At 72.2% G+C, this 22952-nt stretch carries 24 protein-coding genes; 10 read left to right on the top strand and 14 right to left on the bottom strand.

What is annotated here, in order from left to right:
• Positions 1–250: 250 nt before the first annotated feature.
• Positions 251–1204 (bottom strand): ROK family protein, encoded by a 954-nt coding sequence (locus ACIGO6_RS23695; RefSeq protein WP_399879209.1) that lies wholly within the window; start codon positions 1202–1204, stop codon positions 251–253.
• A 217-nt stretch (positions 1205–1421) separates the two neighbouring features.
• Between ACIGO6_RS23695 and ACIGO6_RS23690 the strand changes: the two genes are divergently transcribed.
• Both ACIGO6_RS23690 and ACIGO6_RS23685 read left to right on the top strand, forming a co-directional pair.
• A complete protein-coding gene (locus ACIGO6_RS23690) occupies positions 1422–2498 on the top strand; it encodes a LacI family DNA-binding transcriptional regulator (protein WP_399879208.1) in 1077 nt (358 codons plus the stop codon).
• Positions 2499–2605: 107 nt separating this feature from the next.
• Positions 2606–3430 carry a hypothetical protein gene (locus tag ACIGO6_RS23685; RefSeq protein ID WP_399879207.1) on the top strand — a complete coding sequence of 275 codons (825 nt, stop codon included), beginning with the start codon at positions 2606–2608 and terminating at the stop codon, positions 3428–3430.
• Here ACIGO6_RS23685 and ACIGO6_RS23680 read toward each other — a convergent pair.
• The 5 genes from ACIGO6_RS23680 to ACIGO6_RS23660 form a co-directional block, all read right to left on the bottom strand.
• Positions 3411–4709: a DUF6986 family protein gene (locus tag ACIGO6_RS23680; protein ID WP_399879206.1), complete on the bottom strand. Its 1299-nt coding sequence runs from the start codon at positions 4707–4709 to the stop codon at positions 3411–3413. The two genes, ACIGO6_RS23685 and ACIGO6_RS23680, sit on opposite strands and share 20 nt — an antisense overlap.
• Positions 4710–4875: 166 nt before the next feature.
• Positions 4876–5838 carry an electron transfer flavoprotein subunit alpha/FixB family protein gene (locus tag ACIGO6_RS23675; RefSeq protein ID WP_399879204.1) on the bottom strand — a complete coding sequence of 321 codons (963 nt, stop codon included), beginning with the start codon at positions 5836–5838 and terminating at the stop codon, positions 4876–4878.
• 55 nt (positions 5839–5893) lie between these two features.
• Positions 5894–6682 (bottom strand): electron transfer flavoprotein subunit beta/FixA family protein, encoded by a 789-nt coding sequence (locus ACIGO6_RS23670; RefSeq protein WP_399879202.1) that lies wholly within the window; start codon positions 6680–6682, stop codon positions 5894–5896.
• A 228-nt stretch (positions 6683–6910) separates the two neighbouring features.
• Positions 6911–7420 (bottom strand): flavin reductase family protein, encoded by a 510-nt coding sequence (locus ACIGO6_RS23665; RefSeq protein WP_399879201.1) that lies wholly within the window; start codon positions 7418–7420, stop codon positions 6911–6913.
• Between the two features lie 145 nt (positions 7421–7565).
• Positions 7566–7946 carry a TlpA family protein disulfide reductase gene (locus ACIGO6_RS23660; RefSeq protein WP_399879199.1) on the bottom strand — a complete coding sequence of 127 codons (381 nt, stop codon included), beginning with the start codon at positions 7944–7946 and terminating at the stop codon, positions 7566–7568.
• 262 nt (positions 7947–8208) lie between these two features.
• On the opposite strand from ACIGO6_RS23660, the gene ACIGO6_RS23655 reads away from it, so the two are divergent.
• On the top strand, positions 8209–8937 hold the full coding sequence (locus ACIGO6_RS23655; protein ID WP_399879197.1) for a lysophospholipid acyltransferase family protein: 729 nt from the start codon (positions 8209–8211) through the stop codon (positions 8935–8937).
• Between the two features lie 46 nt (positions 8938–8983).
• Here ACIGO6_RS23655 and ACIGO6_RS23650 read toward each other — a convergent pair whose 3' ends face one another.
• The 4 genes from ACIGO6_RS23650 to ACIGO6_RS23635 all read right to left on the bottom strand — a co-directional run bounded on the left by ACIGO6_RS23650 (position 8984) and on the right by ACIGO6_RS23635 (position 12935).
• Positions 8984–9562 (bottom strand): transglutaminase family protein, encoded by a 579-nt coding sequence (locus ACIGO6_RS23650; protein ID WP_399879195.1) that lies wholly within the window; start codon positions 9560–9562, stop codon positions 8984–8986.
• Positions 9563–9649: 87 nt separating this feature from the next.
• A complete protein-coding gene (locus ACIGO6_RS23645) occupies positions 9650–10720 on the bottom strand; it encodes a threonine aldolase family protein (RefSeq protein ID WP_399879194.1) in 1071 nt (356 codons plus the stop codon).
• Positions 10717–11463 (bottom strand): SDR family NAD(P)-dependent oxidoreductase, encoded by a 747-nt coding sequence (locus tag ACIGO6_RS23640; RefSeq protein WP_399879192.1) that lies wholly within the window; start codon positions 11461–11463, stop codon positions 10717–10719. The genes ACIGO6_RS23645 and ACIGO6_RS23640 overlap by 4 nt, the downstream gene beginning before the upstream one ends.
• 74 nt (positions 11464–11537) lie before the next feature.
• A complete protein-coding gene (locus ACIGO6_RS23635) occupies positions 11538–12935 on the bottom strand; it encodes a DUF6421 family protein (protein WP_399879190.1) in 1398 nt (465 codons plus the stop codon).
• Positions 12936–13163: 228 nt separating this feature from the next.
• On the opposite strand from ACIGO6_RS23635, the gene ACIGO6_RS23630 reads away from it, so the two are divergent.
• The gene (locus ACIGO6_RS23630; RefSeq protein ID WP_399879188.1) at positions 13164–13847 is read left to right on the top strand and encodes a glycerophosphodiester phosphodiesterase; all 684 of its coding nucleotides are present in this window, start codon (positions 13164–13166) and stop codon (positions 13845–13847) included.
• A gap of 23 nt (positions 13848–13870) precedes the next feature.
• On the opposite strand, the gene ACIGO6_RS23625 is transcribed toward ACIGO6_RS23630, so the two are convergent.
• On the bottom strand, positions 13871–14410 hold the full coding sequence (locus ACIGO6_RS23625) for a GNAT family N-acetyltransferase (protein ID WP_399879186.1): 540 nt from the start codon (positions 14408–14410) through the stop codon (positions 13871–13873).
• Between the two features lie 103 nt (positions 14411–14513).
• On the opposite strand from ACIGO6_RS23625, the gene ACIGO6_RS23620 reads away from it, so the two are divergent.
• Together ACIGO6_RS23620 and ACIGO6_RS23615 are read left to right on the top strand one after the other, a co-directional pair.
• A complete protein-coding gene (locus ACIGO6_RS23620; protein ID WP_399879185.1) occupies positions 14514–14906 on the top strand; it encodes a VOC family protein in 393 nt (130 codons plus the stop codon).
• Positions 14907–15008: 102 nt separating this feature from the next.
• Positions 15009–15773 carry a VOC family protein gene (locus tag ACIGO6_RS23615; RefSeq protein ID WP_399879183.1) on the top strand — a complete coding sequence of 255 codons (765 nt, stop codon included), beginning with the start codon at positions 15009–15011 and terminating at the stop codon, positions 15771–15773.
• A gap of 33 nt (positions 15774–15806) precedes the next feature.
• Here the strand turns inward: ACIGO6_RS23615 and ACIGO6_RS23610 are convergent, their stop codons facing one another.
• Together ACIGO6_RS23610 and ACIGO6_RS23605 are read right to left on the bottom strand one after the other, a co-directional pair.
• Complete coding sequence (locus ACIGO6_RS23610; RefSeq protein ID WP_399879181.1) at positions 15807–16364, bottom strand: MarR family winged helix-turn-helix transcriptional regulator; 558 nt, start codon at positions 16362–16364, stop codon at positions 15807–15809.
• Positions 16361–18049 (bottom strand): FUSC family protein, encoded by a 1689-nt coding sequence (locus ACIGO6_RS23605; RefSeq protein WP_399879179.1) that lies wholly within the window; start codon positions 18047–18049, stop codon positions 16361–16363. Before ACIGO6_RS23605 ends, ACIGO6_RS23610 begins: the two co-directional genes overlap by 4 nt.
• A gap of 189 nt (positions 18050–18238) precedes the next feature.
• On the opposite strand from ACIGO6_RS23605, the gene ACIGO6_RS23600 reads away from it, so the two are divergent.
• The 4 genes from ACIGO6_RS23600 (at position 18239) to ACIGO6_RS23585 (ending at position 21421) form a co-directional block, all read left to right on the top strand.
• Positions 18239–18787 (top strand): DUF5134 domain-containing protein, encoded by a 549-nt coding sequence (locus ACIGO6_RS23600; protein ID WP_399879177.1) that lies wholly within the window; start codon positions 18239–18241, stop codon positions 18785–18787.
• A gap of 111 nt (positions 18788–18898) precedes the next feature.
• The gene (locus ACIGO6_RS23595) at positions 18899–19834 is read left to right on the top strand and encodes a M56 family metallopeptidase (RefSeq protein ID WP_399879176.1); all 936 of its coding nucleotides are present in this window, start codon (positions 18899–18901) and stop codon (positions 19832–19834) included.
• Positions 19835–19899: 65 nt separating this feature from the next.
• Positions 19900–20583 carry a phosphatase PAP2 family protein gene (locus ACIGO6_RS23590; protein ID WP_399879174.1) on the top strand — a complete coding sequence of 228 codons (684 nt, stop codon included), beginning with the start codon at positions 19900–19902 and terminating at the stop codon, positions 20581–20583.
• Positions 20584–20737: 154 nt separating this feature from the next.
• A complete protein-coding gene (locus ACIGO6_RS23585; protein WP_399879173.1) occupies positions 20738–21421 on the top strand; it encodes a TetR/AcrR family transcriptional regulator in 684 nt (227 codons plus the stop codon).
• Here the strand turns inward: ACIGO6_RS23585 and ACIGO6_RS23580 are convergent.
• The gene (locus tag ACIGO6_RS23580; RefSeq protein WP_399879171.1) at positions 21409–22911 is read right to left on the bottom strand and encodes an LVIVD repeat-containing protein; all 1503 of its coding nucleotides are present in this window, start codon (positions 22909–22911) and stop codon (positions 21409–21411) included. The two genes, ACIGO6_RS23585 and ACIGO6_RS23580, sit on opposite strands and share 13 nt — an antisense overlap.
• Positions 22912–22952: the final 41 nt, after the last annotated feature.

Below are 22952 nucleotides of genomic sequence, written 5' to 3'. Positions count from 1 at the left end.
GGCTCCGGTGGCCAAGCTCCAGTGGTCGGCTTTCCCTGGCCGGGTCTCGATGATCGGTCTCCCAAGCCAGGTTGTCCGTGGCCGGGTTCCAGCGGACGGGACCCCGAGGCCGGGTTTCCAGCGTCGGACTGCCGTGTTCGGGTCTGCCCGCGTCGTGCTCCCGCACTCGCTCGGGTCCGGGCCACTGCAGTCGGCCGGGCCCTCCGGGGCGCTGTCCCCGCCCTCGCCCCGTTCGCCCGCGCGGGTCCGTTCAGACGCCCGCCGGGGTCACGCCCGACGCCCTCGTGAGGGCCGCCGCGGCCGCCCCCACCAGCCCCGCGTCCGTCCCCATCTGGGCGGGCACGACTGCCAGGCGCTGCACGAAGGACAGCGTCGCGTAGTCGGTGAGCGCCTTGCGCAGGGGCACGAAGAGCACGTCGCCCGCCTTGCCCACGCCCCCGCCGACCACGGCGATGTCGATCTCGACGAGGGTCGCGGTGGCGGCGATTCCGGCTGCCAGGGCCTGCGCCGCCCGTTCGAAGGAGGCCACGGCGACGGGGTCGCCCCGGCGCGCGGCGGCGGCGACCGCGGCGGCGGAGGTGTCGCCGTCCGGGCCCGGACGCCAGCCGGCCTCGAGGGCGCGCCGCGCGATGTTGGGGCCGCTCGCGATGCGCTCGACGCAGCCGCGCGCCCCGCACGGGCACGGGTCGCCGTCCAGATCCACGCTGATGTGGCCGATGTGGCCCGCGTTGCCGGTCGGGCCGGGGTGCAGCCGACCGTTCAGGACCAGGCCACCGCCGACGCCCGTCGAGACCACCATGCACAGCGCGTTGTCGTGCCCGCGTGCGGCGCCCTGCCAGTGTTCGGCCGCCGTGATGGCCACCCCGTCGCCGATCAGCTCGACGGGCAGGCCACCGGCGGCGGCCCGCACCCGCCGCACCAGCGGGTAGTCGCGCCAGCCGGGCACGTTGACCGGGCTGACCGTGCCGGCGGAGGCGTCGACCGGGCCCGCGCTGCCGATGCCGACGGCCGAGGCCCGCCCCCACAGCGGCGACGCGGTCAGCTCTTCGAGCACCGCCTCGACGGCCCGCATCACGGTCTCGCCGTCCTCCCGCGCCGGCGTCGCACGCTGCGCGCGGGCCTGGATCCGGCCGTGGCCGTCCACCAGCGCTCCGGCGATCTTCGTACCGCCGATGTCCAGCGCTGCCACGAGGTCGGTGTGCATCAGAGTCGGATCTCCCCGTCGGACCGATGTAACGAAAAATGACGAACACAAGAACGCACAGTGGACCGGCCCCACGGTGGGGACGAGGGCCGGAGAGTGCGACGAACAGTGTCCCCTGCATCTGACAACGTTGTCCAGGCTCTATGCTCGACGCCACATCCTCATACAAGCGCATCACCCACGCATCCCCGTGGACGACAGGAGCCGACGCAATCCCGTGGACGACAGGACAGGACACCGCACCGTGCCCGACACGCCCCGCCGCGCAGACCGCCTCCCCGGGAACCGTTACGGCAATCGCCCGACCATGAAGGACGTCGCGGCCCGCGCCGGGGTGGGCCTCAAGACCGTCTCCCGGGTGGTCAACGGCGAGCCGGGCGTGACCCCGGAGACCGAGCGCCGCGTCCAGGAGGCCATCGACGCGCTCGGCTTCCGCCGCAACGACAGCGCGCGCGTCCTCCGCAAGGGCCGTACCGCCAGCGTCGGGCTGGTCCTGGAGGACCTGGCCGACCCCTTCTACGGGCCGCTCAGCCGTGCCGTGGAGGAGGTGGCCCGCGCGCACGGCGCCCTGCTGATCAACGGGTCCAGCGCCGAGGACCCGGACCGCGAGCAGGAGTTGGTGCTGGCGTTGTGCGCGCGGCGTGTGGACGGGCTGGTGGTGATCCCCGCCGGGGACGACCACCGGTACCTGGAGCCGGAGCTCAAGGCGGGCGTCGCCACAGTGTTCGTGGACCGTCCGGCGGGACGGATCGACGCGGACGTGGTGCTGTCCGACAACTTCGGCGGCGCCCGCGACGGCGTGGCGCACCTCATCGCGCACGGCCACCGCAGGATCGGCTTCATCGGTGACATGCCCCGCATCCACACCGCCGCCGAGCGGCTGCGCGGCTACCGGGCGGCCATGGAGGACGCCGGCATACCGGTGAAGGACTCCTGGATGTCCCTGGGCGTCACCGACCCCGTGCGGGTGCGTCGGGCGGCCGAGGAGATGCTCGCCGATCCGCATCCGGTCACCGCGATCTTCACGGGCAACAACCGGGTGACGGTCACCGTGATCCGCGTGCTCGCCGAGCACTCCCGCGCCGTCGCCCTGGTCGGCTTCGACGACATCGAACTCGCCGACCTGCTCCAGCCGGGCGTCACCGTGGTCGCGCAGGACGCGGCGGCCCTCGGCCGCACCGCCGCCGAGCGGCTCTTCCGGCAGCTGGACGGCACCCTGCTCTCGCCCGACCGTATCGAACTGCCGACCAGGCTGATCACCCGGGGCTCGGGCGAGCTGCCGCCGGCGGACTGAGCGGGGTCACCGACCGAAGCCGCCGCACCAACCCACCGCCACCGCACAGCCGACACGCGCCGCGACCCGCAACGAGCTGCCACTGAACCCGCCCCTGGAGGGACACCGTGCCGGAGCCGCACAGCCAGGACCGGACCCTTCGGGCGCTCGGGCTGGCCGAGGCGCCGCGTGAGTATCCGTTGCTCTATCCGGGTGCCTGGCCCCGGGAGTCCGGGCTGCTCGACGGGGACCGGCTGCTGCCGCTGGACCGGCTGACGTACGAGGACGGCGCCGACCGGGTCCCGGTGCTCGCGATCGGCTCCAACGCGAGCCCGGGCCAGCTGCGGCACAAGATGGCCGAGTTCGGGATCGACTCACCGATCCCGATGGTCAAGGCCCGGGTCACCGGCGTCGACATCGGGGTCTCCGCCCATGTGAGCCGCATGGGCTACGTGTCCGCCTCGCCGGTGCGCGCCCCTGGCGTCGTACGGGAGCTGTTCGTGCTGTGGCTCGACGCCGAGCAGCTCGCCGTGATCGACGCGAGCGAGGGCGTGCCGATGGCGGCCGGCAACTTCGACCGCGCCTGGCTCCCCGCGCCCGACGTGCGCGTCGAGACGGCCGACGGCACGGTACTGCGCGGCGCGTACGCCTACGTCAACCGCCACGGCGTCCTGCACGACGGCACGGGGGCGCCCCGCCGGCACCCGGGCGAACAGCGCCCGCTGCTCACCGAGCTGCTGCACGGGTCGGCCGCGCTGCGCGCGCTGTTCGGGGTGACGCCCGAGGAGTTCTGCGCACGGGCGCGGGGCGACCGCCTGCTGTGCGCCCGGGGCACGCGGCTGTTCGTCGAGGAGAAGCGGGTGACGGCGTCCGGCCTGGAGCCGTACGTGCGCTCCGGCCGGACGGACGAGCCGCTCCCCCAGGCCCCGCCGCCTACTGCGCCGATGCCGTGAGGTCACCCCGCCGCGGCGACGAGAAGCCCTCCAGGTCGACGCGGGTCAGGCCGGTCAGCCGGGCGACCTCGGCGATGTCGAGGGCGCCGCAGTCCAGGCCGCGCAGCAGATAGCCGCTGAGGGCCTTCGCGGTGGCGGGCTCGTCCATGACGTCGCCGCCGGTGCGGCTCACGTAGCGGGCGAGGCGGGCGGCGGCCTGCTCGAAGCCCTCGCGGTAGAAGGCGAAGACGGCCGCGTACCGGGTCGGGATGTGGCCGGGGTGCATGTCCCAGCCCTGGTAGTAGGCACGGGACAGCGCGCGGCGGGTGAGGCCGTAGTGCAGGCGCCAGGCGTCGTGGACCTGCTCGGTGGGGCCGACCGGCAGGACGTTGGTGGAGCCGTCCGAGACGCGTACGCCGGTGCCCGCGGCGGCGACCTGCATGACCGCCTTGGCGTGGTCGGCGGCCGGGTGGTCGCTGGCCTGGTAGGCGGCGGAGACGCCGAGGCAGGCGCTGTAGTCGAAGGTGCCGTAGTGCAGACCGGTGGCGCGGCCCTCGGCGGCCTGGATCATGCGGGCGACGGCGGCGGTGCCGTCGGCGGCGAGGATGGACTGGCTGGTCTCGATCTGGATCTCGAAGCCGATCCGGCCGGGCTCCAGGCCGCGGGCCTTCTCGAACGCCTCCAGCAGGCGCACCATGGCGGTGACCTGCTCGGGGTACGTCACCTTCGGCAGCGTGAGGACCAGCCCCTCGGGCAGACCGCCGGCCTCCATCAGGCCGCTGAGGAAGACGTCGAGGGTGCGGATGCCCCGGTCGCGCACCTGGGCCTCCATGCACTTCATGCGGATGCCCATGTACGGGGCCGCCGTGCCCTGCTCGTACGCCTCGGCGATCAGCCGGGCGGCGCGGGCGGCGGCCTCGTCCTCCTCGGCGTCGGAGCGGTTGCCGTAGCCGTCCTCGAAGTCGACGCGGAGGTCTTCGATCGGTTCGCGCTCCAGCTTGGCGCGTACGCGGGTGTACACGGGCTCGGCGAGGTCGTCCGTGAGGCCGAGGACGGCGGCGAAGGACGCGGCGTCGGGCGCGTGCTCGTCGAGGGCGGCGAGCGCCCGGTCGCCCCAGGAACGGATCGTGTCGGCGGCGAAGGCGTCACCGGGCACGTAGACGGTGTGGACGGGCTGGCGGGTGCCCGGGTCTCCGGGGTAGCGGCGCTCCAGCTCCGCGTCGACCGGTGCGAGGGAGGCACTGATCTCCTCGCCGACGGCGCCCGCGAGGCTCGTGGCCACCTTCTCCTGCTGACCCATCCCACACCCTCCTGATTTCCACTTTTCCGCTGAACGGAATCAATAATCCGTAGAGCGAAGTTATCTGTCGGTCCGCCGCCGGTCAACACCATCCTGCGCAGACGCCGAGGCCCCCGCGACCACGGACGGTCGCGGGGGCCTCGGTCGGTACTTCCGACGCGGGAGCTCAGCCCTTGCGGGACTTCACTTCCTCGGTCAGCTGCGGGACGACGTCGAAGAGGTCGCCGACGACGCCGTAGTCGACGAGGTCGAAGATCGGGGCCTCGGCGTCCTTGTTGATCGCCACGATCGTCTTCGAGGTCTGCATACCGGCGCGGTGCTGGATCGCGCCCGAGATGCCGGAGGCGATGTACAGCTGGGGCGAGACGGACTTGCCGGTCTGGCCGACCTGGTTGGTGTGCGGGTACCAGCCGGCGTCCACCGCGGCGCGCGAGGCACCGACGGCCGCACCGAGCGAGTCGGCGAGGGCCTCGATGATCGCGAAGTTCTCCGCGCCGTTGACGCCACGGCCACCGGAGACCACGATCGCGGCCTCGGTCAGCTCCGGACGGCCGGTCGACTCGCGCGGCGTGCGCGCGGTGACCTTGGTGCCGGTCGCGGCGGCCGAGAAGGACACCGACAGGGCCTCGACCGCACCGGCGGCCGGGGCGGCCTCGACGGCGGCGCTGTTCGGCTTGACCGTGATGACCGGAGTGCCCTTGGAGACACGGGACTTGGTGGTGAAGGCGGCGGCGAACACCGACTGGGTGGCCACCGGGCCCTCGTCGCCGGCCTCCAGGTCGACGGCGTCGGTGATGATGCCGGAGCCGATGCGCAGCGCGAGACGGGCGGCGATCTCCTTGCCCTCGGCGGAGGAGGGGACCAGCACGGCGGCCGGGGAGACGGCCTCGACGGCGGCCTGGAGGGCGTCCACCTTCGGTACGACCAGGTAGTCGGCGTACTCGGCGGCCTCGTGGGTGAGGACCTTGACCGCGCCGTGCTCGGCGAGGGCTGCGGCGGTGTCACCGGCGCCGTTGCCCAGCGCCACGGCGACCGGCTCGCCGATGCGGCGGGCGAGCGTCAGCAGTTCCAGGGTGGGCTTGCGGACGGCACCGTCCACGTGGTCGACGTAGACGAGAACTTCAGCCATGGGACTTCTTCTCTCCTGCTTGCGAGATGTGAGGGGCGGTCTGCGAATCCGGGGCTCAGATGAACTTCTGGCCCGCGAGGAACTCGGCGAGCTGCTTGCCGCCCTCGCCCTCGTCCTTGACGATCGTGCCCGCGGTGCGCGCCGGGCGCTCCGCCGCCGACTCGACGACCGTGTAGGCGTTCTCCAGGCCGACCTCGTCCTCGTCGATGTCGAGGTCGGACAGGTCCCAGGACTCCACCGGCTTCTTCTTGGCCGCCATGATGCCCTTGAAGGACGGGTAACGCGCCTCGCCCGACTGGTCGGTGACCGACACGACCGCCGGCAGCGACGCCTCCAGCTGCTCCGTGGCCGAGTCGCCGTCGCGGCGGCCCTTCACGGCGCCGTCCGCGACCGAGACCTCGGACAGCAGCGTCACCTGCGGCACGCCCAGGCGCTCCGCGAGCAGCGCGGGGACGACGCCCATGGTGCCGTCGGTGGAGGCCATGCCGGAGATCACCAGGTCGTAGCCGGCCTTCTCGACGGCCTTGGCCAGGACCAGGGAGGTGCCGATGGCGTCCGTGCCGTGCAGGTCGTCGTCCTCCACGTGGATCGCCTTGTCCGCGCCCATGGACAGCGCCTTGCGCAGCGCGTCCTTCGCGTCCTCGGGACCCACCGTCAGGACGGTGATCTCCACGTCGTCGTCCGAGTTCTCCGAGATCTGCAGCGCCTGCTCGACCGCGTACTCGTCCAGCTCGGAGAGCAGACCGTCCACGTCGTCCCGGTCGACGGTCAGGTCATCGGCGAAGTGCCGGTCGCCAGTGGCGTCGGGCACGTACTTCACAGTGACAACGATCCTCAAGCTCACGCCGGCTCTCCTACTGCGTCGACATTTCAGTGCTGCCTCTTGCAGGCAGCATAGGCGCCCCAAGCGGCCGATCCCGGTCGGGGCGACCTGCGCTCCGCCCGGAATATTACTCGTCAGTACATCCAGTTCTTTCCCGCTAAGCAAGCGCTTTGAACTGTGACCTTCGCAACGCAGCGTAACCGGAACTCGACCGCTCCGCAGAAGCACCCGAGGGGCGCCGCGGGAGAATCAGTCGCGCAGCCCGTTGTACCGCCCCTGGTGGTACAGCAGCGGGCTGCCCGCGCCCGCGGAATCGCCGAGGAGTACTTCCGCCAGCACGATGCGGTGGTCCCCGGCGGGAACCCGGCCGGCCACCCGGCACACCAGCCACGCGAGCACGCCGTCCAGCACGGGCACACCCTCCGGCCCCTCCCGCCAGGCGGTGGGCGCGCCGAAGCGGTCGGCGCCGCTGCGGGCGAAGGTGGTCGCCAGGTCCTGCTGGTGCTCACCCAGCAGATGGACACCCACGTGCTCGGCCGCGGACACCGCGGGCCAGCTGGAGGACCCGGTGCCGATACCGAAGGAGAGCAGCGGCGGCTCGGTGGAGACGGACGTCAGGGACGTGGCCGTGAAACCGGCCGGACCCGCCGCTCCACGCGCGGTGATCACGGCCACCCCCGCCGCGTGCCGCCGGAAGACGGAGCGCAGCAGGTCGGCGGTGGCGAGCCGGGGCGCGGCGAGGTCGGGTGTGGCCGTCATGCGGGGTGTCCTTCTGCGTTGCGCCGCACTCCGGGGTCGGGGAGGACGGCCGTACGGGCAGGCTGACGAGGGGTGGCGTGCCCAGTCAAATACGTCCCGGGATGTGAGAGCTGTGGAGAACGCCTCACGACCGACGTGGTGGTGGTCACATCGCCTCACCCAGCGCGGCGATGACATCCGCCTTGCGCGGCCGGCCGACGGCCCGTCGTACGACGTGGCCGCGGGCGTCCAGGACCAGCACGGTGGGGGTCTTGAGCACGTCGAGCGCGCGCACCAGCTCCAGGTGGTCCTCGGCGTCGATCTCGACGTGGGTGACGCCGGGGACCATTCCGGCGACCTCGCCGAGGACCTGCCGGGTGGCCCGGCAGGGGGCGCAGAAGGCGGTGGAGAACTGCACGAGCGTCGCGCGTTCTCCGAGGGCCGCGCCCAGGTCCGCCGCGCCGAGCGGCGGGCCGGTTGCATCGAGTCGCCTGCCGTCGCCCTGCCCGCGCACCCGCGCGCCTCCGTTCCGCCGCCACCGCAGCACTCCCGGGCACGCTTCGCGCGCGCCACCGGTCCGGTCGTCGTACGGTGCAGCGCCCGTGGGGCGGCGGAGATTCCCGCCCACGGTCGCTTTTCGGCCACGCGCGGGCGGCTGACGTGATGAGGATCTCGCCACGGGCGGGCACCAAGGCTGGTACACGGGCCGTTCTTGGGGCACGATCTGCGACAGGCCGTAAACCTACGGCTGCGTAACTTTCGACTGGGAGTCCCCTTCCCAGGCTGACAAGGAAGGGTCCGACCCGCCCATGGCAGAACTCGCCTACCGCCCGGCCATCGGTCTCGCCCGCACCCTGTTCAAGGTGTGGGACCTCAAGATCGACTGCCAGGGTTCGGAGAACATCCCGCGCTCGGGCGGCGCCGTGCTGGTGAGCAACCACATCAGCTACCTGGACTTCATCTTCGACGGCCTGGCGGCACTGCCCCAGAAGCGGCTGGTGCGCTTCATGGCGAAGGAATCGGTCTTCCGGCACCGGGTCTCCGGTCCCCTGATGCGGAACATGAAGCACATCCCGGTGGACCGCAAGCAGGGCGAGGCGGCGTACGCGCACGCCCTGGACTCGCTGAGGTCCGGCGAGATCGTCGGCGTCTTCCCGGAGGCCACGATCTCCGAGTCGTTCACGCTGAAGAGCTTCAAGTCGGGCGCCGCGCGCCTGGCGCAGGAGGCGGGCGTCCCGTTGATCCCGATGGCGCTGTGGGGTACGCAGCGGCTGTGGACCAAGGGCCACCCGCGCAACTTCAAGCGCAGCCACACCCCGATCACGATCCGGGTCGGCGAGGCGATGGAGGCCTCGCGCGAGCAGTACGCGGGCGCCCTCACCCGTCGGCTGCGCGAGCGCGTGCAGGAGCTGCTGGAGGCAGCGCAGCGCGCCTATCCGGTGCGCCCCAAGGGCGCGGACGACACCTGGTGGATGCCGGCCCACCTCGGCGGGACGGCCCCGACGCCGGAGCAGCTGCGCACGGCCGAGGCGCGCTGACCCCGGCCGGGTCCTGCTCCTTCGCCCACGGCCGCAGCGCGGGCTCCTACGGCAGCAGCGCGGGCGGGAGGGTCGCCCACAGGTGAGCGCGGTCGGTGGCCGCCTTCAGGGTGTCCAGCACCACCGGATGCGGTGCGGCGTACAGCTCCGGGTAGTCCTCCTCGCCCGCCTCGTGGTCCGGCGTGAAGGCCAGCTGTTCCCGCTCCAGGGAGAACTGCGCGTTCACGCCGGGCTTGTTGCCGCGCGGGTCCTGCCGGTGCCAGGCACCGTTGAACCGTACGGCGACCAGCCCGTGCACCACGTCGAACCGCTGGTAGCACAGCGCCGTCGGGATGTCCTCCGCCCGCAGCAGCGCGGTGAGCGCGTGGGCCTTGGCGTAGCAGATGCCGGTGCGCTGCTCCAGGACGTCGGAGGCCCGCCAGGTGACACGCGGGTCACCGGAGTCCTGCGAGTGCGGGATGGTGTCGCGCACGAACTCGAAGGCCAGCTGCGCATAGGCATACGAGTCCGCCGCCTCCTTGGCGAGCCGACCGGCCACCTCCCGTACGCGCGGATGGTCGTGGTCGATGACCTCGTCAGCGGCCAGGTAGGCGGACAGGTCCTGGTTCTTCTGGATCAGCTCCATGCCCGCAGAGCATAGGAACGCGATCACCCTTCAGTCAATGACTTTTCAGGTGACCGCATACCTATGCATAGTCCGGGGAGTCTCCCGTCAGCGCGCCGTCTCCTCCTTCAGGGCTGCCACGAACGCGTCGACGTCGTCCTCCGTGGTGTCGAAGGCACACATCCAGCGGACGTCGCCCGCGGCCTCGTCCCAGAAGTAGAAACGGAACCGCTTCTGCAGACGCTCGCTCACGTCGTGCGGCAGGCGGGCGAAGACCGCGTTGGCCTGCACCGGGTAGAGGATCTCCACGCCGTGCACGGCGCGCACGCCCTCGGCCAGGCGCTGGGCCATCTCGTTGGAGTGCCGGGCGTTGCGCAGCCACAGGTCCTTGGCGAGCAGCGCCTCCAGCTGCACCGACACGAAGCGCATCTTGGAGGCGAGCTGCATGGACAGCTTGCGCAGGTGCTTCATGTGGCGCACGGCGTCCTGGTTGAGCACCACGACCGCCTCGCCGAACAGGGCGCCGTTCTTGGTGCCGCCGAGCGAGAGTAGGTCGACGCCGACCGCGTTGGTGAACGTCCGCATCGGGACGTCCAGGGAGGCGGCGGCGTTGGCTATCCGGGAGCCGTCCAGGTGCACCTTCATGCCGTGCGCGTGGGCGTGCTCGCAGATGGCGCGGATCTCGTCGGGCGTGTAGAGCGTGCCCAGCTCGGTGCTCTGGGTGATCGAGACGACCTGCGGCATCGCGCGGTGCTCGTCGTCCCAGCCGTACGCCTGCCGGTCGATCAGCTCGGGCGTGAGCTTGCCGTCCGGGGTGGGCACGGTGAGCAGCTTCAGGCCGCCCATGCGCTCGGGGGCGCCGCCCTCGTCGACGTTGATGTGCGCGCTCTCGGCGCAGATCACCGCGCCCCAGCGGTCGGTGACCGCCTGGAGCGCGACGACGTTGGCGCCGGTGCCGTTGAACACCGGGAAGGCCTCGGCGCCCGCGCCGAAGTGGCTGCGGATCACGCGCTGGAGGTTCTCGGTGTACTCGTCCTCGCCGTACGCGACCTGGTGCCCGCCGTTGGCCAGGGCCAGGGCGGCGAGCACCTCGGGGTGCGCGCCGGCGTAGTTGTCACTGGCGAAACCGCGGACCTCGGGGTCGTGATGGCGACGCGCGTCGGTCTTCGGGGGGTTCACGGCTTCTCGGTCAGCCACAGACGGTTTCCGTTCACTTCCGCGGCGGGCTTGTCCCAGACGCCGGCGACGGCCTCGGCGAGGTCACGCACGTCCGTGAAGCCCGCGAACTTCGCGTTGGGGCGCTCGGCGCGCATCGCGTCGTGCACCAACGCCTTGACCACCAGGATCGCAGCCGCCGACGTCGGCCCCTGCTCGCCCCCCGCCTTGCGGAAGTAGTCCGCCATGGCCAGCGTCCACGCCTCGGCGGCGGCCTTGGCGGCCGAATAGGCGGCGTTGCCCGCGGTGGGGTTGCTCGCGCCGGCGGCGCTGATCAGGACGTAGCGGCCGCGGTCGCTGCGCTGCAGTGCCTCGTGGAAGGCGAGGGAGGTGTGCTGCACGGTGCGGATGAGCAGCTTCTCCAGCAGGTCCCAGTCGCCGAGGTCGGTCTTGGTGAAGTTCTGGCTGCCGCGCCAGCCGCCGACGAGGTGGACCAGACCGTCGATGCGGCCGAACTCCTTCTCGGTGCGGTCGGCCCATGCCCGGGTCGAGTCCAGGTCGAGCAGGTCGACCGTCTCCCCGGTGACCGTCGCGCCGCCGTGCGCGTAGCGCGCCGCGTCGACGGCCTCCGCCAGCCGCTCCGGGTCGTTGTCCGAGCCGACGACCGTCGCCCCCGCCTCGGCGAGCCGCAGCAGCGCGGCCCGTCCGGCGGGTCCGCCCGCTCCGGCCACCGCGATCACCGCGCCGTCGAGCGCCCCGTTCCCCATGGTCCTCGCCTCCCGAGCCTCTGCTTGCCGAGCCTGTGTCTGCCGTGCGTGTTCGTGCGTACCGGTGCCGTCGCTCACGCGGCGGCCCGGTCGGCGCCGTCCGCCGTGATGCCCTTGGTGGAGGCGATCACGTTCTTCAGCTTCTTGGACAGGGCCTCGTAGAACATGCTCAGCGGAAACTCGTCCGGAAGCACGTCATCGACGAGTTTGCGCGGCGGCAGGGTCAGGTCCAGGGCGTCGGGGCCCTTGGCCCACTTCGAGCCCGGGTGCGGGGCGAGGTAGGTGGACACCAGCTCGTAGCCGGCGAACCAGTGGACGAGCTTGGGACGGTCGATGCCGTCGCGGTAGAGCGTCTCGATCTCGGCGCAGAGCTGGTTGGTGACCTGCGGGGCGCGCTGCCAGTCGATGAAGAGCTTGTTGTCGGTCCAGCGTACGACGTCGTGCTTGTGCAGGTAGGCGAAGAGGAGCTGACCGCCGAGCCCGTCGTAGTTGCGCACGCGCTCGCCGGTGACCGGGAAGCGGAACATGCGGTCGAAGAGCACCGCGTACTGCACGTCACGGGCCTGCGGGACGCCGTCCGCCTCCAGCTTGACGGCCTCCTTGAAGGCGGTCAGGTCGCAGCGCAGCTCCTCCAGGCCGTACATCCAGAACGGCTGGCGCTGCTTGATCATGAACGGGTCGAAGGGCAGGTCGCCGTGGCTGTGGGTGCGGTCGTGGACCATGTCCCACAGGACGAAGGCCTCCTCGCACCGCTTCTGGTCGTGGACCATGGCGGCGACGTCCTCGGGCAGCTCCAGGCCCAGGATGCCGACGGCGGCGTCGGTGACCCGGCGGAAGCGCGCGGCCTCGCGGTCGCAGAAGATGCCGCCCCAGGAGAAGCGCTCGGGCGCCTCGCGCACGGCGATGGTCTCCGGGAAGAGGACGGCCGAGTTGGTGTCGTAGCCGGACGTGAAGTCCTCGAAGGTGATGCCGCAGAACAGCGGGTTGTCGTAGCGGGTGCGCTCCAGTTCGGCCAGCCAGTCGGGCCAGACCATGCGCAGCACGACCGCCTCGAGGTTGCGGTCCGGGTTGCCGTTCTGCGTGTACATCGGGAAGACGACCAGGTGCTGGAGGCCGTCCGCGCGGTTCGCGGCGGGCTGGAAGGCCAGCAGCGAGTCGAGGAAGTCGGGCACCTGGAAGCCGCCGTCGGCCCAGCGGCCGAGGTCCTTCACCAGGGCCTCGTTGTAGGCGCGGTCGTGCGGGAGCAGCGGGGACAGCTCCTCGACGGCGCCGGTGACACGGCGTACGGCGTCCTCGGCGACGGCGCGCTCCGGGGCGCCCTCGGCGTCGAAGTCGATCGACCCGTCCTTGGACTGCCAGGGCCGGATGCGCTCCACGGCATCCTTGAGCACGGGCCACGCCGGGTGCTCCACCACCCTGCTCGCCGGAGGAATGTTCTCCTCCACACCCACCTGCACAAGAATTTCCGTCATGTCCCATCCTCCACGGGAGAAGCTCGCGTCAGGACACCGTATGCATACGAGGTTTCTCCCAGCAAGGGGAGCCCCCGTAAATTATCCTGCCCCACCCTGCCCTTCACCGCATTTTTTCCTGCCGGATGCCGGAGTCCGTATACCGGGCGCGGCAGAGGGGAAACGGTCCCGCAGGGCCGTTAGGCTGCCGCCCTGCCATCGCCGCCGTCGACGGAAGCGAGTCGAGCCTTGAACTTCCTCACCATCGGTCACCGCGGAGTGATGGGTGTCGAACCCGAGAACACCCTGCGTTCCTTCGTCGCCGCCGAGCAGGCCGGCCTCGACGTCGTCGAACTGGACCTGCACCTGAGCAAGGACGGCGCGCTCGTCGTCATGCACGACGCGGACGTGGACCGCACCACGGACGGCACGGGCGCGATCGCCGACAAGACCCTCGAGGAGCTGCGCGCGCTGGACGCCGGCCGCGGGGAGCGGATCCCGGTCTTCGAGGAGGTGCTGGACGCCGTGTCGCTGCCGTTGCAGGCCGAGATCAAGGACGCGGCGGCCGCACGGACGCTCGCCGGGGTCATGCACCGCCGGGACCTGGTGGACCGGGTGGAGGTGATCTCGTTCCACGACGAGGCCGTCGTCGAGATCGCCCGGCTGGTGCCGGGGGTGCGGACCGCCCTGGTCGCGCAGTACTACGGCCCCGAGGTCGTGGACCGCGCCGTCGAGGCCGGCGCCGGGGCCCTGTGCCTGGACATCAACCGGATCACGCTGGAGATCGTGGAGCGGGCCCGCAAGGCGGGCCTCAGGGTCTTCTCCTGGACGGTGAACACCCAGGACCATCTGCGGCTGGTGCGCGCCCTGGGCCTCGACGGCGCGACGACCGACTACCCGGAGATCAAACGCACCGGCCGCTTCACCGCCTGAGCCTCGGGTCCACGGCCCGGGAATCAGGCCAGCGGCTTGACCAGCAGCTCGAACTGCAGGTCGTCGCGCTGCGGGATGCCGAAGCGCTCGTCGCCGTACGGGAAGGGGGTCATCTCTCCCGTACGGCGGTATCCGCGGCGCTCGTACCAGGCGATGAGGTCCTCGCGGACGGAGATCACGGTCATGTGCATCTCCGCCACGCCCCACGCCTCACGGGCCCGCCGCTCCGCCTCCGCGATGATCGTCTTGCCGAGGCCCTCGCCCTGGAGCGCCGGGCTGACGGCGAACATCCCGAAGTAGGCGTGCGCACCGCGGTGCTCGAGCTGGCAGCAGGCCACGAGCGCGCCGTCCCGCTCGACGGCGAGCAGGCGGCTGTCCGGCGACTTGACGACGTCCAGGACGCCCTGCGGATCCGTGCGCTGCCCCTGGAGGATGTCCGCCTCGGTGGTCCACCCGGCACGGCTGGAATCGCCCCGGTACGCGGACTCTATGAGCGCGACGAGCGCGTCCACGTCGGCGTCGGTGGCGTCGCGGTACGTCAGGGCGCGGGCGGTGGTGTCCATACGGGGCGTCTCCGGTTCGTGTTTCTCGGGCGCGGACGGCATCGATGAGGGTAACGCTGCGGTTGGGCTCCCGACGCATGGTGCACGTATAGGCTCCGGACGCATGGTGCACGTACTCAGCAGCCGGACCCTGCTCCGCCCCAGCGACCCGGACCGTTCCCGCGCCTTCTACGGCGAGCAGCTCGGGCTCGCCGTCCACCGGGAGTTCGGCACCGGACCCGAGCGGGGCACCGTCTACTTCCTCGGCGGAGGTTTCCTGGAGCTCTCCGGCCGGTCGGAGGCGCCCCTGAGCCCCGCGCTCAAGCTGTGGCTCCAGGTCGAGGACGCGGCGGCGGCCCACGACGAGCTGAGCGCGAAGGGCGTGGAGATCGTCCGGCCTCCGGTCAAGGAGCCGTGGGGGCTGGTGGAGATGTGGATCGCGGACCCGGACGGCACGCAGATCGTGCTGGTGGAGGTGCCCGCGGACCACCCGCTGCGGTACCGGCCCGGAATCTGAGCCTGCGGGGCGGTACCTGCCGAATGGCCCCGCTCCGGACCCGGCCTTAGCGTGCTGGAGGGGGACGGACGGCCGCGGCCCGACGGAAGGACGCCCCACGCGATGAAGCTCCACGAACCGGTGCCCGGCGGCCCCTGCTGGACCGAGCTGGGGACCAGCGACCTGGAAGCGGCCAAGCGGTTCTACACGAAGCTGTTCGGCTGGCGTCCCGAGACGGACCCGCGGCGGGAGGCCGGCGGCTACACGATCGCCCGCCTCGGCGACGCGGCCGTCGCCGCCCTGTCGCCGCTGTACCAGCAGGACCAGCCGGTCGCGTGGAACGTGTCGTTCGCCGTGCGCGACGCGGACGCCGCCGTACGGCAGGTGACGGCGGCCGGCGGGGCGGTGCTCCAGGGCGCCACGGACGTCTTCGCCGCGGGCCGCTTCGTGGTGGCCGCCGACCCGACCGGGGCCGTGTTCCAGCTGTGGCAGCAACGCTCGTTCCCGGGCGCCGGGCTGTTCAACGCGCCCGGCTCGCTGGGCTGGGTGGAGCTGCTGACGCGGGATCCGGAACGGGCCGCCGACTTCTACACCACGGTCTTCGGCTGGAGCGTCACCGCCTCGGAGCACTACCCCCAGTGGGGGATCGACGGGGCCGACTTCGGCGGCATGGTGACGATGGACGACAAGTTCCCGCACGAGGTGCCCGCGCACTGGCTGCCGTACTTCGCGGTGGCGGACGTGGACACCGCCGCGGTCGACACGACCGACGGCGGTGGCACCGTGCTCATGGAGCCCACCTCACCTCCCGACGGACCACGCATCGCGGTGCTGCGCGACCCGCAGGGAGCGATGTTCGGCGTGTACCGGTCGGACTACGAGCGCTGAGCCGCCCGGCACCGGACCGCCCCGGAGGCCGTCTCAGATCCGCAGCGCGTCCAGGCGGCCCTCCAGCTGGCCCAGCAGTTCGCCGAGGAGCGCGGCGAGCTCCCCCTGTTCGGAGGGCTCGACGCCGGACAGGACGGCGGACTCGTAGGCGAGCTGTTCGGGCAGGATGCCGTCGACGAGGTCGCGACCGGCGTCCGTGAGGCGGACATGGGCGACCCGTCGGTCGCGGGTGTCGCCGCGCCGCTCCACCAGGCCGCGCTCGCTGAGCTGCTTGAGGCGCTTGGTGACGGCGGCGCCGGACGAGAAGGTCTCGCGCGCCAGGTCGCCGGGGGTCAGCTCGTGTCCGGTGCGGCGCAGCGCGCCCAGCAGGTCGAACTCGGCGCGGCTGAGCCCCGCCCGGCGCAGCGGGGCGTCCTCGGCCTGCTGGAGGAGGGCGGCGCAGCGGTTGATGCGGCCGATGATCTCCATCGGGCCGGTGTCGAGGTCGGGGTGGACGGCCCGCCACTGCCGCACGACCGCGGCGACGGTGTCCCCGCCCGGTCCCCCTCTCGCTTCGCCCCCGGTCGCCGAGCCCCCGTCGGTTGCGGTCATGGCCGTACGTCCTCCGTCCTCGTGCCCGTGTCCCGGTCCTGACGCACTGCCTGGCGTCGCACCGTTGCGGCGAGCGTACGGTGTCCGGACTGCTCGGCGAGCACGACCCTCTCCTGGGGCAGGGCGCGCCCCCACCACTCGCCGGCCGCTCCGTCGACGGTGGCCCGCAGGTCGGTCAGCGCGGCGGCCAGGCCCCGACGGGCGGCCTCCAGGGCGCCGGGGGCCGGGGCGGGCTCCGCCAGGAGGCGGGCGGCGCGTTCGCGGGCGCGGTCGGCGGTGGCCACCGCCTGTTCGACGCGGTCCCCGGCGCGCCGGTTGGTGACGACGACGGCGGCCAGGAAGCCGACCAGGGCGCCGACGAGGGTGTCCACCACCCGCTCGGTGATCAGCTGCCCGGGTTCCTGGTAGCCGGCGAACTCGGTGACGAGGAGCGCCATGGGGGTGACGCAGACGGAGCCGAGCCAGTAGTTGCGGGTGATGAGCGCCTCGGCGCCGAAGTTGAGGGCGAGGCAGAACAGGACGAGGAGGACCTGCCCGAGGTGGGCGAGCGGGGCGATGGCGGCGAACAGCAGCACCCCGGCGACGTTGCCGACGACGCGCTGGACGGCGCGGCTCCAGGTCAGGGCCATGTTGGCCTGGTACAGCGCGGCGGCGGTGACCAGCGCCCAGTAGGGGCGGCCGATGCCCAGGGCGAGGGACGCGTAGCCCGCCAGCGCGCAGCCGAGGGCGGTGCGCACGGCGATCGGGGTGAGCGGGCCGAGCCGCTGCCACAGGGGCGCGGGGCGGGCGGCGAGTTCGGCGTCCACGCCGAGGAGCTCCTCGTCGGCTCCCGGGGCGTCGCCGGTGCGCGGGATCCGGCCGGTGCCGCGCAGGGCACGGGCCCAGGTGCGCAGCCGCTCCGGGTCCGTGTCGGCGGGCGCGGCGAGCGCGACCTCGGCGCGGACCACGAGGCGTTCCAGGGCGTGCCGGGTGGTGGTGCGGGCGCCGGTCACCGGGACGGACAGCAGCGTCTGCCAGGCGGCCTGCACGGCGGCGTACCCGGCGGCACGGGCGGGGACGTGGCCGTCGCCGGTGCCGCGGGTGTCGGCGTACGCGGCGGCGGCGTTCAGCGCCTGGGCGGTGGCCCGGCGTTCCGGGCCGTGCGGCCGCAGGAGCGCGGGGGCCATGCCGACGAGCCAGGCCCAGGCGCCCGCGGCGGCGCCCAGTGCCAGGTGGCCGGGGACCTGCCCGAGGGTCCCCGGGACGAACAGGCAGGCGGAGCTGATGAAGGTCAGGACCACGTTGCCCGGCGGGCCGACGCGGGTGGCGTCGCACAGTGCCTTCTGGACGGCGGCGAGCAGGGCGCCGACGGTGACGAGTACGACGGCGTTCCGCGTGAACGAGGCGGTGACCAGGGCGACGGCCACGCCGCCGAGCATGCCGAGGACCACCCACGCCAGGGTGCGGGCGCGGGCGGCGTAGGGGCGGTTGTGCGCGTAGAGGGCGCACAGGGATCCGGCCATGGTGTACATCGCCAGGTCGAGCCGGCCCAGTGCCAGCAGGATCAGGTTGGGCGGGGCGACGGCGGCGACCGAACTCAGGGCCGGCTTGAACCAGATCTCGGAGGGACGGCGCAGGCGCAGCACGCCTGCCAGGGACAGACGTCGGCCGAGTGAGGTGCCGGGGGTGGGGGTCGCACTGCTCATGGGGATTAGTTTAGCAGATGTTTTACCAGTAAAAGACTGACTCCCTGTGAGCTCGGTCGCGGCGCTCACCAGGCGCGACCGACCGTGCTCCCCCGAATACCCCCCGTGTACACCCTTGCGCTCGCGTGCGCGCCGCGAAGCCCGGGCAGTCCTTGACCGACCGTCGAACGCCGAGCGGGGGAGGCGCGTGTGCACGGACCGGTGTCGTCCGGGTGGCTGCTGGTCGCGCTCTGCGCGGCGACCGGCGCCTACTGCCTGCTGCGGATGCGCAGCAGCGTCGAGGAGCAGCGCCGCGCCGCGGGCGGCGAGGCCCTCATGGGTTTCGGCATGGCCGCCATGGCCGTGCCCGCGGCGGTGTTCACCCCACCGGCGTGGGCCTGGCCCGCCTACGCGGTGCTCTTCGGTGCCGTCGGGCTGCGCGCCCTGTGGGCGGCCCGGACCGGCCGGCACCATCTGCACCACCTCGTCGGGACCGCCGCGATGGTCTACATGGCGGCGGTGATGGCGGGCTCGCCCGCGCACGCCCACGGGCACGGCAGCTCCGGAGTTCCGGTGCTGACCGGGGCGCTGCTGCTCTACTTCACCGGTTACGTCCTGCTGACCGGTGTGCGCCTGATACCGGTCGTCGCCGTGGCCGCCGACGGCCCGGCGACGGGGTGGGGCGACCGGCCCGAGCTGGCGCGGGCCTGCCGGCTCTCCATGGGGATCGCGATGCTGGCCATGCTGCTCACCATGTGATCACCGGGGGCGGTGCCCGGCGCCCTTCTCGCCCCGTGCGCAACCGTTGCTTGCGTCACTTTGCGCGGCGGGGCCCTGCTGCCGACGGCGTGGCGCTCATAGGCTGCCTCCATGATTCTCCCCGCGGCACTGTTGCTGCTCGGCACCCTCACCGCCGTCCTCGGCCCTCGGCTGCTCGCCCGGGCCGACTGGCCGGACCGCGAACCGGTGGTCGCCCTGTGGGTGTGGCAGTGCGTGGTGGCGGCCGTGCTCGTGTGCTGCGCGCTGTCGATGACGCTCAGTGCGGCGGCGGCCTGGCACGCGGTGGGCGGACATGTCTTCGCGCCGGCGCCGCGCCCGGTGGTCGAGGCCTACGCGCTCGGCACGTCCGGGCCGTGGGCGGACACGACCGCCCTCACGCTGGCCTGCGGCGGGCTGTGGAGTGTCGCGATGCTGGCCCGGGAGGTCGTAAGGGCCCGCACCCGGCGTCGGCGGCGCCGGGCCGAACTCCTGCTGCGTGCTCCGGTGTTGCCCGGTGAGGTACCCGGATCGGACCGGCTCGTCGTCCTGGAGGGCGAGCGGCCCGACGCCTGGTGGCTGCCCGGCACTCCCCCGCAGCTGGTCGTCACCACCGCCGCGTTGCGCCGTCTCAAGGGCCGGCAGCTGGACGCGGTCCTCGCCCACGAGCAGGGCCACGCCCAGGCGCGGCACGACTGGCTGCTGCACTGCTCGGCCGCGCTGGCGGACGGATTTCCGCAGGTGCCGGTGTTCGCCACGTTCCGCGACGAGATGCACCGCCTGGTCGAACTCGCCGCCGACGACGTGGCCTCCCGTCGCTTCGGCCGGCTGACGACCGCCCTGGCCCTGGTCGAACTCAACGAGGACCGCGGTGTCTTCGGCCCGTGCCCCACCGCGCAGGCCCATGTCCCCCAGCGGGTGCACCGGCTGCTCACCCCGCCGAACCGGCTGCCGGCCGCGAGGCGGTTGCGGCTGACGGCAGCGGCTGCGCTGGTCCCGGTGGTGCCGGTGCTGGTGGCGTTCGTACCCGGATTGCGGGCGCTGGCGTAGCGCCCGGCCGGCCTTCCGTCGCGGGAAACTGGCCCCGAGCCCTCCGCTTCGGCGAGTATCGCAGCATGCAGACGCCGTCCGTCGAATCCCCGCCCGCTCCTCCGCGCCCCCGCACCGTCCTCCGCCTGACCTGGGTGCTGGCCGTGTGCTCCGCCCTGCTGCTCGCCCTGGTCGCCGTCGAGTGGCGCCCGTTGACCGGCCTGGACGACGACATCGCCGGCACGACGCACCGCTGGGCGGTCGACGAGCCGGGCGTCACACAGGTCATGCGGATCCTCACCGACTGGGTGTGGGACACGTGGACGATGCGCCTGCTGTGTGCGGCGGTGGTGGCGTGGCTGTGGTGGCGGTTGCGAGACCGGTGGACGGCCGTGTGGCTCGGGACGATCTGCGTGCTGGGCAGCCTGGCCCAGCAGGCGCTGAAGGCGGCAGTGGACCGGCCCCGCCCCGTCTGGCCCGACCCCGTGGATTCCGCGCACTACGCCGCCTTCCCGTCCGGGCATGCCATGACGGCCACGTTCGTGTGCGGGCTGCTGGTGTGGCTGCTCCACCACTACGGCGTCGCCCGCGCCCCGTACCTGGCCGCGCTGACCGTGGCCGCGGTGTCCGTGGCCGGCGTCGGGGTGACCCGTGTGTGGCTCGGCGTCCACTGGGCCACCGACGTCCTCGGCGGCTGGCTCCTGGGCGCCCTGGTCGTGGCCCTCGCGGTGCTGGTCCACCGGCGCGGGACTCGCGCCGATGCACGGTGACTCACGTAGCCCGAGGCAACCAGCTGGAGTGACCGTCCGTCTTGGACGATCCCCCGTGTCGCCCAAGACAGACGGTGGCCGGACCGGGCCCCTGGGGCCCGTCGGCCTGCGCTGAGTATAGTTGGCTGCCAGCCAGTCAACGCAGGAGTACAGGATGTCCCCGCGCAGCGCCTCGGTCAATGAAGAGTTGCGGAGGCGTTCGAAGGAGCGGCTTCTGCAGGCCGCGGTGGAGCTGGTGGGTGAGCACGGGTACGAGGCGACCACGCTGGGGGACATCACCGACCGGGCCGGCTCGGCGCGCGGTCTGGTCTCGTACTACTTCCCCGGCAAGCGGCAGCTCGTGCAGTCCGCCGTGCACCGGCTGATGCACCGCACGCTGGAGGAGGCGCTGGAGCGCGAGCCGCGCACCGAGGAGGGGCCGGAGCGGATGGCGCGGGCCATCGACGCGATCCTGGGCCTGGCCCGGGACCGGCCGGTGCTCATGCGCCAGCACATGGCGGGCCTGCTCCAGGCCGAGGTGGGCTTCGTGCCGTGCCCGGAGCAGCGGCGGCTGGCGGAGCTGTTGCGGGACACGGTGGCCCGGCACGGCTCGCAGGACGTCGACCGGGACTACCCGATGCTGCGCGCGCTGCTGATGGGTGCCGTGTTCGCCGCCCTGGTGCCGGGTGTGCCGATGCCCGTGCCGGTGCTGCGCGCCGAGTTGTTCAAGCGCTACCGGCTCGCTTGGGAGCTGGGTGTCCCGCCGGACGCCGAGGCGCCCGGCGGGACGACGCGCGACACGGACCTGTCGCGGTTCTTCGCGACCGGTGTGCCCGGTCGGCCGGCTCAGTCGAAGTAGTCCGGCTGCGTCTGCGTGTTGAGCTCACGCAGGTGGACCCGCTTGGCCGGGTCGGTGCGCCGGTCGCTGAGCTTGAGGACGTCGAAGCCCTTGGCCATGTCGTTCGAGTAGATGTAGCCGTTGTAGTAGTACGCCGACCACGAACCGCCGGTGGAGATGGTCTCCGTGCTCAGCGGGCCACGCTCGAAGTAGGCGATCTCCTTCGGACGCTTCGAGTCGGTGAACTCCCAGACCGAGACGCCACCCTGGTACCAGGCCTGGACCATGATGTCCCGTCCCTCGACCGGGATCAGCGAGCCGTTGTGGGCCACGCAGTTCTCGGTGTCCGCCTGGTGGCGGGGGATCTTGAAGTAGCTGCGGAAGACCAGCTCGCGGTTCTCGCCCCGGCCGACGATGTCGTAGATGCCGTCGGCGCCGCGGTTCGGGCCGATCTCCGCGTTGCAGGTGGCGGCACTGCCGCCACCCAGCTCGTCGGTGAAGACGACCTTGTTCGTGTCCTGGTTGAAGGTCGCCGAGTGCCAGAACGCGAAGTTGACGTTGTCCTGCACCCGGTCGATGACCTTCGGGCGCTCCGGGTCCTTGATGGAGAACAGGATGCCGTCACCCATGCAGGCGCCCGCGGCGAGGTCCTTCGACGGCAGGACCGTGATGTCGTGGCAGCCGGTGGTCTTGGAGACACCCGGGTTGGTGGGACCGCCCGGGTTGCCGCCGCCGTCCGGGCCCTCACCGGGGAACAGCACCGGGAAGCCCACGACGGCCGCCTGCTCGGGGGCCTTGCGGGGCACCTTGATGACCGAGATCCCGTCGTGCGGCGGCCGGCAGTCCGGGTACGCGGCGTTCGGCGAGTACGAGGAGACGTAGATGTAGACGTTCTTGCGCTCGGGCACCAGCGTGTGGGTGTGGGAACCGCAGGCGGTCTCGACGGCCGCCACGTACTTCGGGTTCCGCTTGTCGCTGATGTCGAAGACCTTCATGCCCTCCCAGGAGGACTTCTCGGTCGCCGGCTGCGTGGTGCTGTTGCAACTGCTGTCGCTGCGCGAGGAGTCGGTCGACAGGAACAGCAGGTCGCCGGAGACGGAGATGTCGTTCTGCGAGCCGGGACAGAGCACCTGGGCGACCGTCTTCGGCTTCTTCGGATTGCTGATGTCGAAGATGCGGAAGCCGTCGTAGTTGCCGGCGAAGGCGTACCGGCCCTGGAAGGCCAGGTCCGAGTTGGTGCCGGGCAGCACGTCCTTGGGGATGTTGGCCAGGTGCTCGATGTTGTCGGAGTGGACTATCTCGTCCTGGCCAGGTATCCCACCGCTCTCGATGGCCTCGCGGACCTCGGCGCGCGCACTCCCGGACACCTCCTTCGACGTCGCCGGGCCGTCTCCCGGGTCGGGGGTCGCCACAGCCGGACCGGCCGTCAGCAACGCGGACAGGAGTCCTGCGGCGGCTGCCGCAACCCCCAGGCGTCTGCGCCGCGTTCGTGGGTCGTTGAACAGGATCACTGTTTCCTCCCTACGCCCGTTCCCGTCGGAACGGTTCACGC

The sequence above is a fragment of the Streptomyces sp. NPDC053750 genome, assembly GCF_044544295.1.
GTDB lineage: Bacteria > Actinomycetota > Actinomycetes > Streptomycetales > Streptomycetaceae > Streptomyces.
Note: the sequence above shows the minus strand (reverse complement) of the source record. Positions and strands in the feature narration are given on the sequence as shown.